General features: G+C 62.8%; 11 protein-coding genes. 7 read left to right on the forward strand and 4 right to left on the reverse strand.

What is annotated here, in order from left to right; translation table 11 throughout:
* Positions 1-18: 18 nt before the first annotated feature.
* Genes BM186_RS01365 through BM186_RS01385 form a run of 5 tightly spaced genes read left to right on the forward strand, consistent with a single transcriptional unit; the run spans position 19 to position 4081 of the window.
* A complete protein-coding gene (locus BM186_RS01365) occupies positions 19-825 on the forward strand; it encodes an alkaline phosphatase family protein (RefSeq protein WP_072422730.1) in 807 nt (268 codons plus the stop codon).
* Positions 822-1664 (forward strand): ABC transporter permease, encoded by an 843-nt coding sequence (locus tag BM186_RS01370; protein ID WP_074913179.1) that lies wholly within the window; start codon positions 822-824, stop codon positions 1662-1664. Before BM186_RS01365 ends, BM186_RS01370 begins: the two co-directional genes overlap by 4 nt.
* Positions 1651-2445, forward strand: a complete 795-nt coding sequence (locus tag BM186_RS01375) for an ABC transporter permease (RefSeq protein ID WP_017677906.1) — start codon at positions 1651-1653, stop codon at positions 2443-2445. The genes BM186_RS01370 and BM186_RS01375 overlap by 14 nt, the downstream gene beginning before the upstream one ends.
* Entirely contained in the window at positions 2442-3428 is a 987-nt protein-coding gene (locus tag BM186_RS01380) for an ABC transporter ATP-binding protein (RefSeq protein WP_074913181.1), read from the forward strand. The genes BM186_RS01375 and BM186_RS01380 overlap by 4 nt, the downstream gene beginning before the upstream one ends.
* Complete coding sequence (locus tag BM186_RS01385; protein ID WP_074913182.1) at positions 3428-4081, forward strand: HAD family hydrolase; 654 nt, start codon at positions 3428-3430, stop codon at positions 4079-4081. The genes BM186_RS01380 and BM186_RS01385 overlap by 1 nt, the downstream gene beginning before the upstream one ends.
* Before the next feature lie 126 nt (positions 4082-4207).
* Here BM186_RS01385 and BM186_RS01390 read toward each other — a convergent pair whose 3' ends face one another.
* Entirely contained in the window at positions 4208-5062 is an 855-nt protein-coding gene (locus BM186_RS01390) for a LysR substrate-binding domain-containing protein (protein ID WP_074913516.1), read from the reverse strand.
* A 143-nt stretch (positions 5063-5205) separates the two neighbouring features.
* On the opposite strand from BM186_RS01390, the gene BM186_RS01395 reads away from it, so the two are divergent.
* Positions 5206-6048: a bifunctional allantoicase/(S)-ureidoglycine aminohydrolase gene (locus BM186_RS01395; RefSeq protein WP_074913184.1), complete on the forward strand. Its 843-nt coding sequence runs from the start codon at positions 5206-5208 to the stop codon at positions 6046-6048.
* Between the two features lie 149 nt (positions 6049-6197).
* On the opposite strand, the gene ahpF is transcribed toward BM186_RS01395, so the two are convergent.
* The 3 genes from ahpF to BM186_RS01410 all read right to left on the reverse strand — a co-directional run bounded on the left by ahpF (position 6198) and on the right by BM186_RS01410 (position 9642).
* A complete protein-coding gene (ahpF, locus tag BM186_RS01400; protein ID WP_074913185.1) occupies positions 6198-7754 on the reverse strand; it encodes an alkyl hydroperoxide reductase subunit F in 1557 nt (518 codons plus the stop codon).
* 206 nt (positions 7755-7960) lie between these two features.
* Positions 7961-8524 (reverse strand): alkyl hydroperoxide reductase subunit C, encoded by a 564-nt coding sequence (gene ahpC / locus BM186_RS01405; protein WP_074913187.1) that lies wholly within the window; start codon positions 8522-8524, stop codon positions 7961-7963.
* Between the two features lie 155 nt (positions 8525-8679).
* Positions 8680-9642: a zinc-binding dehydrogenase gene (locus BM186_RS01410; RefSeq protein WP_074913189.1), complete on the reverse strand. Its 963-nt coding sequence runs from the start codon at positions 9640-9642 to the stop codon at positions 8680-8682.
* Between the two features lie 128 nt (positions 9643-9770).
* Between BM186_RS01410 and BM186_RS01415 the strand changes: the two genes are divergently transcribed.
* On the forward strand, positions 9771-11852 hold the full coding sequence (locus BM186_RS01415) for a carboxy terminal-processing peptidase (RefSeq protein ID WP_162843924.1): 2082 nt from the start codon (positions 9771-9773) through the stop codon (positions 11850-11852).
* Positions 11853-11930: the final 78 nt, after the last annotated feature.

Here is an 11930-nt window from a genome sequence, read left to right on the forward strand (position 1 = left end):
AGCGAACGAGAGAAACCGATGAAACACAACGTCATCCTGGTGGTACTGGATGGCCTGAGCTATCAGGTGGCCCAGCATGCGCTGGGCCACCTGTTGGCTTACTGCCAGGCCGGGCGCGCCGCGCTGTACAAGCTGGACTGCGCACTGCCGGCGCTGTCCCGCCCGCTCTACGAATGCATCCTCACCGGCGTGGCGCCCATCGACAGCGGCATCGTCAATAACGATGTGGTGCGCCTGTCGCATCAGCGCAGCGTCTTTCACTACGCCCGCGATGCGGGCCTGACCACTGCCGCCGCAGCCTATCACTGGGTCAGCGAGCTGTATAACCGCGCGCCCTTCCAGGCCGCTCGCGACCGCCATACCAGCGATGAGTCGCTGCCGATTCAGTACGGCCACTTCTACTACGCCGACCATTACCCGGATTCGCACCTGTTCGCCGATGCCGACAGTCTGCGCCAGCACCATCAGCCGAACCTGCTGCTGGTGCATCCGATGAACATCGACGACGCCGGCCACAAGCACGGCCTCGACAGCTCGCAGTACCGCAACGCCGCGCGCATGGCCGATGTGCTGCTGGCCGAATATATCCAGACCTGGCTCGACGCCGGTTACCAGATTCTGGTGACCGCCGACCACGGCATGAACAACGACCGCAGCCATAACGGCGTACTGCCGGAAGAGCGTGAAGTGCCGCTGATCGTTCTCGGCAGCGCCTTCAGCCTCGATCCTGCAGCCCGTCCGCAACAGACCGAGCTATGCGGCACCATCTGCCAGCTGCTCGGCGCGGCCCACGACAAAGCCTGGTGCAGGGAGCTGCTTGCATGAAGTCATCCATCTCCAGCAAGGGTTGGGCGCTGCTGTGCCTGCTGCCCTTCGCCCTGTTCTTCTTCGCCTTCCAGATCGCACCGTTGGCCTGGGTGGCGAGCAACAGCCTGAACACCGCCGAAGGCTGGGGCCTGGGCAATTTCCAGCAGGCGTTTTCCTCGGCCTTCTACCGCCAGGCCATGCGCCACAGCCTGGAAGTGGCGTTCTGGTCGAGCCTGTTCGGCATCCTCATCGCCATCATCGGCAGCTACTCGCTGCGTCAGGTCAGCAGCCGCCTGCGCGATTTCGTCATGGCCTTCTCCAACATGACCAGCAACTTCTCCGGGGTGCCGCTGGCCTTCGCCTTCATCATCCTGCTTGGCTTCAACGGCGCGCTGACCATCCTGCTCAAGCAGATGGGGGTGATCGAGGACTTCAACCTCTACTCCAAGACCGGCCTGATCGTCCTTTACACCTACTTCCAGATTCCCCTCGGCGTATTGCTGCTCTATCCGGCATTCGACGCCCTGCGCGAAGACTGGCGCGAGTCGGCCGAACTGCTCGGCGCCAGCACCTGGCAGTTCTGGCGGCACATTGGCCTGCCGGTGCTGACCCCGGCGTTGCTCGGCACCTTCGTCATCCTCCTGGCCAACGCCCTGGGCGCCTATGCCACGGTGTATGCACTGACCACCGGCAACTTCAACATCCTGCCGATCCGTATCGCGGCGATGGTCTCCGGCGACATCTTCCTCGACCCGAACATGGCCAGCGCATTGGCCATGGTGCTGGTCGGCCTGATGACCCTGATCACCCTCGTCCACCAATGGCTGCTGCGCCGGAGCTACCATGTCACCCGCTGAAAAACGCTCGCCGCTGTTCCACCAACTGGTGGTCTACCTGCTGTTTCTGATCCTGCTGCTGCCGCTGCTCGGCACCCTGGTCTACTCGCTGTCCACCAGTTGGTCGGCGACCATCCTGCCCAGCGGGTTCACCTTCAAGTGGTACGTGGCGCTATGGAGCGATGCACGCTTTCTCGCCGCCTTCGGTCGCTCGCTGCTGGTGTGCTTCGGCGCCCTGGCGCTGGCACTGCTGCTGATCCTGCCGCTGCTGTTCGTGGTCAACTACCACTTCCCCAAGCTCGACGGGGTGATGAACGTGCTGATCCTGCTGCCGTTCGCCATTCCGCCGGTGGTGTCCTCGGTGGGCCTGATGCAACTGTTCGCATCCGGCCCGCTGCCGATCCTCGGTACGCCATGGATCCTGATCGGCTGCTACTTCACCATCGCCCTGCCCTTCATGTACCGGGCCATCACCAACAACCTGCAGGCGATCAACCTGCGCGACCTGATGGACGCCGCCCACCTGCTCGGCGCCAGCACCTGGCGCGCGGCCTTCATGGTGGTGCTGCCGAATCTGCGCAAGGGTTTGATGGTGTCGGTGTTCCTGTCCTTCAGCTTCCTGTTCGGCGAATTCGTCTTCGCCAACCTGCTGGTGGGCAGCCGCTACGAGACGCTGCAGGTGTACCTGTACAACATGCGTAACGACAGCGGCCACTTCACCAGCGCCCTGGTGATCTCCTATTTCATGTTCGTGCTGCTGATGACCTGGGCAGCCAACCGTCTGAACAAGGACAAATCATGAGTTACCTGAATATCCGCGGCCTGCACAAAAGCTACGGCGCAACGCCCATCTTCACCGACATCAACATCGAGATCGGCCAGGGCCAGTTCATCACCCTGCTCGGCCCGTCCGGCTGCGGCAAGTCCACCCTGCTGCGCTGCATCGCCGGCCTGACCGCAGTCGATGGCGGACAGATCCTGCTGGGCGGCGAGGACCTGGTACCCGTGGCGCCGCAAAAACGCGGCATCGGCATGGTGTTCCAGAGCTATGCGCTGTTCCCCAACATGACTGTGCAACAGAACGTCGCCTTCGGCCTGCGCATGCAGAAAGTCCCAGCCGCCGAGGCCAGCAAGCGCGTCGCCGAGGTGCTGGAACTGGTGGAGCTGAACGACTACGCCGATCGCTACCCGCAACAACTGTCCGGCGGCCAGTGCCAGCGCGTGGCCTTGGCCCGTTCGCTGGTCACCCGCCCACGCCTGCTGCTGCTCGACGAACCACTGTCGGCGCTGGATGCACGCATCCGCAAGCACCTGCGCGAACAGATCCGCGCCATCCAGCGTGAACTGGGCCTAACCACCATTTTCGTCACCCATGACCAGGAGGAAGCGCTGGTCTTGTCTGATCGAATCGTGCTGATGAACGGCGGCCAGATCGTCCAGAGCGGCGACGCCGAAACCCTCTACACCGCACCGGCCGATGCCTTCGCCGCTGGCTTTATCGGCAACTACAACCTGCTCGATGCCGAGGCTGCCAGCCGCCTGCTCGGCCAACAGATCGGTAGCCGCGTGGCGATTCGCCCGGAAGCCATCCACTTCGCCGACGGCGGCATCGAGGCGCAGATTCGCAGCCACAGCCTGCTCGGTAACGTGATCCGTTACCGCGTCGAAGCGCGCGGCGTGGAGCTGCTGGTGGACGTGCTCAACCGCTCCGCTGCCGACCTGCACCACGATGGCCAAAGCGTCAGCCTGGCCATTGGCGCCGATGCGATCCGGGAGGTGGCGTGATGGCCCTGGCGATTTTCGATCTCGACGAAACCCTGATCCATGGCGACTGCGCCAGCCTGTGGACACAGGAAATGGTGAAGATCGGCTGGGCCGATGGCGACTCCTTCATCGCCCACGAACAGGAGCTGATGCGCCAGTACGCCGCCGGCACCCTGGCCATGGAGGACTACATGGCCTTCACCCTGTCGCCGCTGGTCGGCCGTACGCCCGAGGAGGTCGCCCATGTGGTCGAACCCTTCGTCGAGGACGTGATCGAGCCGATCTTCTACAGCGACGCCAGTCGTACGCTGGCGGCACACCGCGCTGCGGGCGATCGCCTGCTGGTGATCTCGGCGTCGGCGCATTTTCTGGTCAGCGCCATCGCCGAGCGCTTCGGTATCGACGAGGTATTGGCCATCGACCTGGAGCTGCAGCACGGCTTCTACAGCGGACGTACCCAGGGCGTGCTGACCTACCGTGAGGGCAAGGTGATTCGCCTGGAGAGCTGGTTGATCGAACAGGACGAAAGCCTGGTTGGCGCCAGCTTCTATTCCGACTCGCGCAACGACCTGCCGCTGCTGCAACTGGTGGACAAGCCGTTCACCGTCAACCCCGACCCGACCCTACGCGCCCACGCCGAACAGGCCGGCTGGCCGATTCTCAGCTGGCGCTGATCCTGTCGTAGCATGTCGCGGGGCCGCCCAGGCCGTGCGCACCGGCGTCCTCTGACGCGTGTGGTCAACCATCGGGGCAGCTGTTTCAAGGTGCGCATCGCGCAACCTGCCCAGCCCCGCGACACCCTACTGGCTCATGATCCCTTCGCAGGCCTCGATCAGCGCCGCCGCCAGCTCCCGAGCGTAACCGGGCAACTGGTTGCGTGCGTGCAGGGCCACTTCCACCGGCGCCACCGGGGCAAAACCTTCGGCCTCGCCCAGTTCGCGGTGTGCGGCAGTGATCAACCGGCGCGGCAACAGGGTCAGACCCAGCCCGCCTTCGGCAGCGGCGCTGACGCCGGGCAGACTGCTGCTGACATAGGCGATGCGCCAGGGCTTGCCCATGGCATCCAGCGCGTGAGTCATCTCCAGACGGTACAGGCCGTTGGGCGGGAACACCGCCAGCGGCACCGGGTTGCGCGCCAGCACAGGGCGCGCTCGGCTGTCGAGCCAGGCCAGCGGTTCGGCCCAACTGGCCAGGCCCTTGGCGCTACCGGCACGCTGCTTGATCAGCGCCAGGTCCAGCTCACCCGCATTGAACGCGCGCCACACGTCATGACTGAGGCCGCTGGTGATCTCCAGGCGAATACCCGGATGGGCATCGGCGAAATCGGCCAGATAAGGCGTCAGGCTGTTGGCGGCGAAATCGTCCGGCACGCCGAGCCGCACCTCGCCTTCCACCGCACTTTGCCCCAGCGCCAGCATGGCTTCGTCCATCAGCGCAACGATGCGGTTGGCGTAACCCAGCAGGCGCTCGCCCTCGGTGGTGGTCACCACATAACGGCCGCTACGGTCGAGCAGCTCGGCGCCGAGCTGCTCCTCCAGGCGCCGCACCTGCTGGCTGACGGTGGACTGGGTCAGGTGCAGGCTGGCAGCCGCGCGGGTGAAACCGCCGGTCTGCACCACGGCGAGAAAACTGCGTAACAGCACCGGATCGAGCATGTCGCCACCCATCATGAAAGCCACTGACAGGCATTCTACTATTTAATTTCCGAATCCAGCCGCGAATTCCTATAGTGCATGGGAGCCAAGTTTCCGCTCGGGGATCGAACCCCGCGCCATTCACCCGCCGAGGCAATCTCTCGATGAGCAAATCGCCCTACTACTATGCACCGCATGGCGGTCACCCAGGTCAGGATCAACTGCTGACCGACCGCGCCATGTTCACCGAAGCCTACGCCGTGATCCCCAAAGGCGTGATGCGTGACATCGTCACCAGCCACCTGCCGTTCTGGGACAACATGCGCATGTGGGTCATCGCCCGCCCGCTGACCGGCTTCGCCGAAACCTTCTCGCAGTACATCGTCGAAGTCGGCCCGAACGGCGGCAGCAACAAGCCAGAGCTGGATGCCACTGCCGAAGGCGTGATCTTCGTCGTCGAAGGCGAATTCAGCCTGACCCTCAATGGCACCCAGCACGCCATGCGTCCGGGCAGCTACGCCTTCATCCCACCGCAGAGCGATTGGTCGCTGCGCAACAACAGCAGCCAGGCCGTGCGCTTCCACTGGCTGCGCAAGGCCTATCAAGCGGTCGAAGGCGTGCCTTACCCGGAAGCCTTCGTCACCAACGAGCAGGACATCGAGCCGATCGTCATGCCCGGCACCGAAGGCCGCTGGAGCACCACGCGCTTCGTCGAGATCAGCGACATGCGTCATGACATGCACGTCAACATCGTCAATTTCGAGCCGGGTGGCGTGATCCCCTTCGCCGAAACCCACGTCATGGAACACGGCCTGTACGTGCTGGAAGGCAAGGCGGTGTATCGCCTGAACCAGGACTGGGTCGAGGTGGAAGCCGGCGACTTCATGTGGCTGCGCGCCTTCTGCCCGCAGGCCTGCTACGCCGGCGGCCCGGGCCGCTTCCGCTACCTGTTGTACAAGGACGTGAACCGTCAGATGCCGCTGACCCTGGGCGGCCTGAAGCGCTGAGTCCTATCGCACTGTAGGAGCGGCTTCAGCCGCGAAGCCGTCGCCGCTACGACTGCATGGAAGCAGGATGCCCGAGCCGAAAGCGCCTCCCACAGATACACCAACGAAAAGGCCACCCGAAGGTGGCCTTTGTCGCTCTAGCGCACTGATCAGCTGTGACGGATCAGGTGGTCGAAGGCGGACAGCGATGCCTTCGACCCCTCGCCCATGGCGATGACGATCTGCTTGTAAGGTACGGTGGTCACGTCACCGGCGGCGAACACGCCGGGGATATTGGTCGCGCCCTTGGCATCGACGATGATCTCGCCGAAGCGGTTGAGCTCCACGGTGCCCTTGAGCCAGTCGCTGTTGGGCAGCAGACCGATCTGCACGAAGATGCCTTCCAGCTCGACGGTATGCAGCTCCTCGGTGGTGCGGTCCTTGTACACCAGGCCGGTGACTTTCTGGCCGTCACCCTTGACCTCGGTGGTCTGCGCGCTCTTGATCACGGTCACGTTGGGCAGGCTGCCCAGCTTCTTCTGCAGTACGGCGTCGGCACGCAGGGTGTCGGCGAACTCCAGCAGGGTCACGTGAGCGACGATGCCAGCCAGGTCAATGGCCGCCTCGACGCCGGAGTTACCGCCGCCGATCACCGCCACACGCTTGCCCTTGAACAGCGGGCCGTCGCAGTGCGGGCAGAAGCACACGCCCTTGGCCTTGTATTCCTGCTCGCCGGGCACACCCATCTCGCGCCAGCGTGCGCCGGTGGAGAGGATCACGGTCTTGGCCTTGAGCGACGCGCCGTTCTCGAACTTCACTTCGTGCAGGCCGCCTTCGCTGCTGGCCGGTACCAGAGCCGAAGCACGCTGCAGGTTCATGACGTCGACTTCGTATTCCTTGACATGTTCTTCCAGCGCGCGCACCAGTTTCGGGCCTTCGGTTTCCTTGACGGAGATGAAGTTCTCGATGGCCATGGTATCGAGCACCTGACCACCGAAGCGCTCGGCGGCAATCGCGGTACGGATGCCTTTACGCGCGGCGTAGATGGCAGCCGAAGCACCGGCCGGGCCACCGCCGACTACCAGTACGTCGAAGGCGTCCTTGGCGCTCATCTTCTCAGCGTCGCGGTTGGCGGCGCCGGTATCGATCTTGGCAAGGATTTCCTTCACTTCCATGCGACCGGAAGCGAACACCTCGCCGTTCAGGTAGATGCTCGGCACAGCCATGATCTGGCGACGCTCGACTTCTTCCTGGAACAGCGCACCGTCGATGGAGACGTTGCGGATATTGGGGTTGAGCACAGCCATCAGGTTCAGCGCCTGGACCACGTCCGGGCAGTTCTGGCAGGACAGCGAGAAATAGGTCTCGAACTCGAACTTGCCTTCGATGCTCTTGATCTGCGCGATGGTATCGGCATCCAGCTTCGATGGATGACCGCCCACTTGCAGCAGCGCCAGCACCAGCGAGGTGAACTCGTGGCCCATGGGGATACCGGCGAAGGCAACGCCGGTGTCTTCGCCCGGACGATTCAGGGCGAAGGACGGACGGCGGGCATCGCTGCCGTCAGTCTTCAGAGTGATCTTGTCGGTCAGGCCGACGATGTCCTGGAGCAGGCCCAGCAGCTCCTGAGATTTCGCGCCGTCATCGAGGGACGCGACGATCTCGAACGGCAGGGTGACCTTCTCCAGGTAGGCCTTCAACTGGGCTTTAAGATTGGCGTCCAACATGGCGGAAATTCCTCAAATACGAAAATTCGGGCAATAAAATGCCCGGACGGATCGCGCCCGGGCATCGGGCACCACAAGGGCCGGTTAATGGCCCAAACAGCGCAGGTAGCAATTGCAAAACGGATTTCAGAGCGTCGCGAGCGACGGCTAGGCAAACCTGGTTAGCAGGCGTTGCCTAGCCAAACACGGTAGCTCTGAAACCGTTTTTAGATCTTGCCAACCAGGTCCAGCGAAGGAGCCAGAGTGGCTTCGCCTTCTTTCCACTTGGCCGGGCAAACCTGACCCGGGTTAGCGGCGGTGTACTGAGCAGCCTTCAGCTTGCGCAGAGTCTCGGAAACGTCGCGAGCGATTTCGTTGGAGTGGATCTCAACGGTCTTGATCACGCCTTCCGGGTTGATCACGAAGGTGCCACGCAGAGCCAGACCTTCTTCAGCGATGTGTACGCCGAAAGCGTTGGTCAGCTGGTGGGTCGGGTCACCGATCAGCGGGAACTGAGCCTTGCCAACAGCCGGCGAAGTTTCGTGCCATACCTTGTGCGAGAAGTGGGTGTCGGTGGTCACGATGTAGACCTCGGCACCGGCCTTCTGGAACTCGGCGTAGTTGTTGGCAGCGTCTTCGATTTCGGTCGGGCAGTTGAAGGTGAAGGCAGCCGGCATGAAGATCAGCACGGACCACTTGCCCTGCAGGGACTGCTCGGTGACTTCGATGAACTCGCCAGCGTGGAAAGCGTTGACCTTGAACGGTTGTACCTGAGTGTTGATGAGGGACATCTCTGACTCCTTCTGAGGTTTCTGTGAGGGTTTGAAATTTACAGGAAGTATCTTAGCGACCTAACGAAAAAAAGCTTATTGATTACGGCCATGATATTGATTGAATGAGCCAATCGTTGGCCAAGCCCGCGCCAGGCGCGGGCTAGAGCTCTTGCTCAGACAAGATCGGGATCGATAAGCAGCGCAATTTTACCTGCAACCTGATTACCGGCGAGTGTCTCGAATGCCGCTTCACTGTCTTTGAGGGCAAAACTGCGCTCGAGTTGCGGCTTCAACCGCCCTTCTGCGAACAGCGGCCAGACCTGCTGCTGCAGATCGTGCAACAGGTCGGCCTTGAACGAATCGTCGCGATTGCGCAGGGTCGAGCCGATCAGTTGAACGCGCTTGCCCAGCACTTGCGCCAGGTCCAGGGTGGCCTCGCGTCCGCCCATCAAACCAATATTGATCCAACGACCATCACGGGCCAGCAATTCCAGGTTGAGCGCCGCGTACTGCCCGCCAACCGGATCGAGGATCACATCGAACGGCCCGAAATCACGCAGCGCTTGCAGGTCTTCGCCGCGCAGGGCGCCGCCCTGGGCACCGAGCGCCTCGCAATAGGCCAAGCGCTCGGCAGAGCCGACGCTGACCCAGCAAGGGCTGCCGAATGCCTTGCACAGCTGGATGGCGGCCGAGCCGACACCGCTGGCCCCGGCATGCAGCAGAACCTTCTCACCGGGACGCAGGGCCCCGAGCTGGAACAGATTGAGCCAAGCGGTGGCATATACCTCGGGCACCACAGCGGCCTCGACCAGGCTCAAGCCTTCTGGCACCGGCATGGCGTGGCGAGCATCGAGCACCACCTCTTCGGCCATGCCACCGCCCGCGAGCAGACAGCAGACGCGATCCCCCACCTGCCAGGCGCTGCCAGCACCGACTTCGACAACTACCCCGGCGCACTCCAGGCCCAACGCGTGGCTCGCACCAGGTGGCGGCGGATAAAGCCCGGCGCGCTGCAGCAGGTCAGCCCGGTTGAGCCCAGCGGCAGCCACCTTGACCCGAATCTGCCCTGCGTCACAGGTCTGCGCCGGTTGTTCCAGCCACTCTGCACGCCCTTCGACGCCTTGCAATGCCTTCATGCTGCCTCCATAGTGCAAGTGAACCGAGCCCAGCGCAGACCGCCGGGCTTTCGCCTAGCGCCAACGGAACCTGGCGCCCTCAAATACGGCCTAATATGCGTTATCAACTGCCACTACGTCGAATCAGCATGAAGCGATCTCTTGCAAGCACCGCCCTCGCCCTCGTCCTCGGCTTCAGTGCCTTGCCGCTGGCGGCCAAGACCACCATAGCGACCAGTTGGGACTATCTGCAGCCGGATCGCGAGCAGGTGATCGCCAGCCTCAACGTAGTGGAGCTGCTGCGCCGCCATCACTACAACAAGCCGCCACTGAACGACGAACGCTCGATTCAGATCTATGACAACTACCTGAAGTTGCTCGATCCATCTCGCAGCTATTTCACTGCCGCTGACATCGCCGAATTCAATCAGTGGCGCAGCAAATTCGATGATCTGCTGAAAAGTGGCGACCTCGAGCCGGGGTTCACCATCTATCGCCGCCACCTGACCCGCATGGAAGAGCGCCTCAACTACGCGCTGGCGGAACTGGGCAAGGGCGTCGACAAGATCGACTTCACCGTCGACGAGCAGTTGCAGGTCGATCGCGAGAAAGCGCCCTGGGCCAAAGACCGCGCTGAACTCGACGAACTGTGGCGCAAGCGTGTCAAAGACGAAGTGCTGCGCCTGAAGATCGCCGGCAAGGAAACCAAGGACATCCAGGAACTGCTGACCAAGCGCTACAAGAACCAGTTGGCGCGCCTCAAGCAGACCCGTGGCGAGGACGTGTTCCAGGCCTACATCAACGCCTTCGCCACCACCTACGACCCGCACACCACCTATCTGTCGCCGGATAATGCGGAAAACTTCGACATCAACATGAGCCTGTCGCTCGAAGGCATCGGCGCCGTCCTGCAAAGCGACAACGAGCACGTCAAGGTGGTGCGCCTGGTGCCTGCCGGCCCGGCCGAAAAGAGCAAGCAGATCGCTCCGGCAGACAAGATCGTCGGCGTCGCCCAGGGCAATGATGAAATGGTCGACGTGATCGGCTGGCGTCTGGACGAAGTGGTCAAGCTGATTCGCGGCCCCAAAGGTTCCACCGTACGCCTGGAAGTGATCCCGGCCAGCAACCCGCCCAGCGACCAGACCAGCAAGGTGGTCACCATCACCCGCGAAGCGGTCAAGCTGGAAGAGCAAGCTGCCAAGAAGAAGGTTCTGGACCTCAAGCATGATGGTCGTGACTACAAGCTCGGCGTCATCGAGCTGCCGGCCTTCTATCTCGATTTCAAGGCCTTCCGCGCTGGCGACCCGAACTACAAGAGCACCACCCGTGACGTCAAACGCCTGCTCGACGAGCTGCAGGCCGAGAAGGTCGACGGCGTGGTCATCGACCTGCGCAACAACGGCGGTGGCTCGCTGCAGGAAGCCACCGAACTGACCAGCCTGTTCATCGAGCAGGGGCCCACCGTACTGGTACGCAACGCCGACGGCCGTGTCGACGTGCTCGCCGACGAGAACAAGGGCGTCTACTACACCGGCCCGCTGGCCGTATTGGTCAACCGCCTGTCCGCATCGGCCTCGGAAATTTTCGCCGGCGCCATGCAGGATTATCACCGCGCGCTGATTCTCGGCGGCCAGACCTTCGGCAAGGGCACGGTGCAAACCATCCAGCCGCTCAACCATGGCGAACTGAAACTGACCCTGGCCAAGTTCTATCGTGTTTCCGGCCAGAGCACTCAGCATCAGGGCGTGATTCCCGACATCACCTACCCGGACGTGATGGACACCAAGGACATCGGCGAAAGCGCGCTGCCCGCGGCTCTGCCCTGGGACAGCATTCGCCCGGCGATCACTCCAGAACTGGACCCGATCAAGCCTTTCCTGACCGAGCTCAAGACCCGTCATGACCTGCGCACGGCCAAGGACCCGGACTTCGTCTTCACTCGCGACCGTCTGACCCTGGCCAAGAAGCTGATGGCGGAAACCACCGTCAGCCTCAACGAGCAAACCCGTCGGGCGCGCCAGGCCGAAGTCGAAGCCAAGCAACTGGCCCTGGAGAACAACCGCCGCCAGGCCAAGGGCGAAGAGCCGCTCAAGGAACTGGAGAAGGAAGACGAGGACGCGCTGCCAGTCGCCGATGAGAAGAGTACGCCGGAGGACGACGCCTACCTGGCAGAGAGCGGACGCATCCTGCTCGACTACCTGGGCCTGAACCCCTCGCTGGCGCTGCATTGAGACGACCTATCGAGCGTCATCAAATCGTCATCGAACTGTCGTGAAATAAAGGGCCGGCCATAAGCCGGCCCTTTCGTT

Origin of the sequence: Ectopseudomonas toyotomiensis, assembly GCF_900115695.1 — a bacterium.
Taxonomy (GTDB): Bacteria; Pseudomonadota; Gammaproteobacteria; order Pseudomonadales; family Pseudomonadaceae; genus Aquipseudomonas; species Aquipseudomonas toyotomiensis.

Bases quoted from the DNA above. Each gene is read 5' to 3' on its own strand.
- BM186_RS01370 (WP_074913179.1), top strand. From the start codon at position 822: ATGAAGTCATCCATCTCCAGCAAGGGTTGGGCGCTGCTGTGCCTGCTG.
- BM186_RS01375 (WP_017677906.1), top strand. From the start codon at position 1,651: ATGTCACCCGCTGAAAAACGCTCGCCGCTGTTCCACCAACTGGTGGTC.
- BM186_RS01415 (WP_162843924.1), top strand. From the start codon at position 9,771: ATGAAGCGATCTCTTGCAAGCACCGCCCTCGCCCTCGTCCTCGGCTTC.
- BM186_RS01395 (WP_074913184.1), top strand. From the start codon at position 5,206: ATGAGCAAATCGCCCTACTACTATGCACCGCATGGCGGTCACCCAGGT.
- ahpC (WP_074913187.1), bottom strand. From the start codon at position 8,524: ATGTCCCTCATCAACACTCAGGTACAACCGTTCAAGGTCAACGCTTTC.
- ahpF (WP_074913185.1), bottom strand. From the start codon at position 7,754: ATGTTGGACGCCAATCTTAAAGCCCAGTTGAAGGCCTACCTGGAGAAG.
- BM186_RS01410 (WP_074913189.1), bottom strand. From the start codon at position 9,642: ATGAAGGCATTGCAAGGCGTCGAAGGGCGTGCAGAGTGGCTGGAACAA.
- BM186_RS01380 (WP_074913181.1), top strand. From the start codon at position 2,442: ATGAGTTACCTGAATATCCGCGGCCTGCACAAAAGCTACGGCGCAACG.
- BM186_RS01390 (WP_074913516.1), bottom strand. From the start codon at position 5,062: ATGCTCGATCCGGTGCTGTTACGCAGTTTTCTCGCCGTGGTGCAGACC.
- BM186_RS01385 (WP_074913182.1), top strand. From the start codon at position 3,428: ATGGCCCTGGCGATTTTCGATCTCGACGAAACCCTGATCCATGGCGAC.
- BM186_RS01365 (WP_072422730.1), top strand. From the start codon at position 19: ATGAAACACAACGTCATCCTGGTGGTACTGGATGGCCTGAGCTATCAG.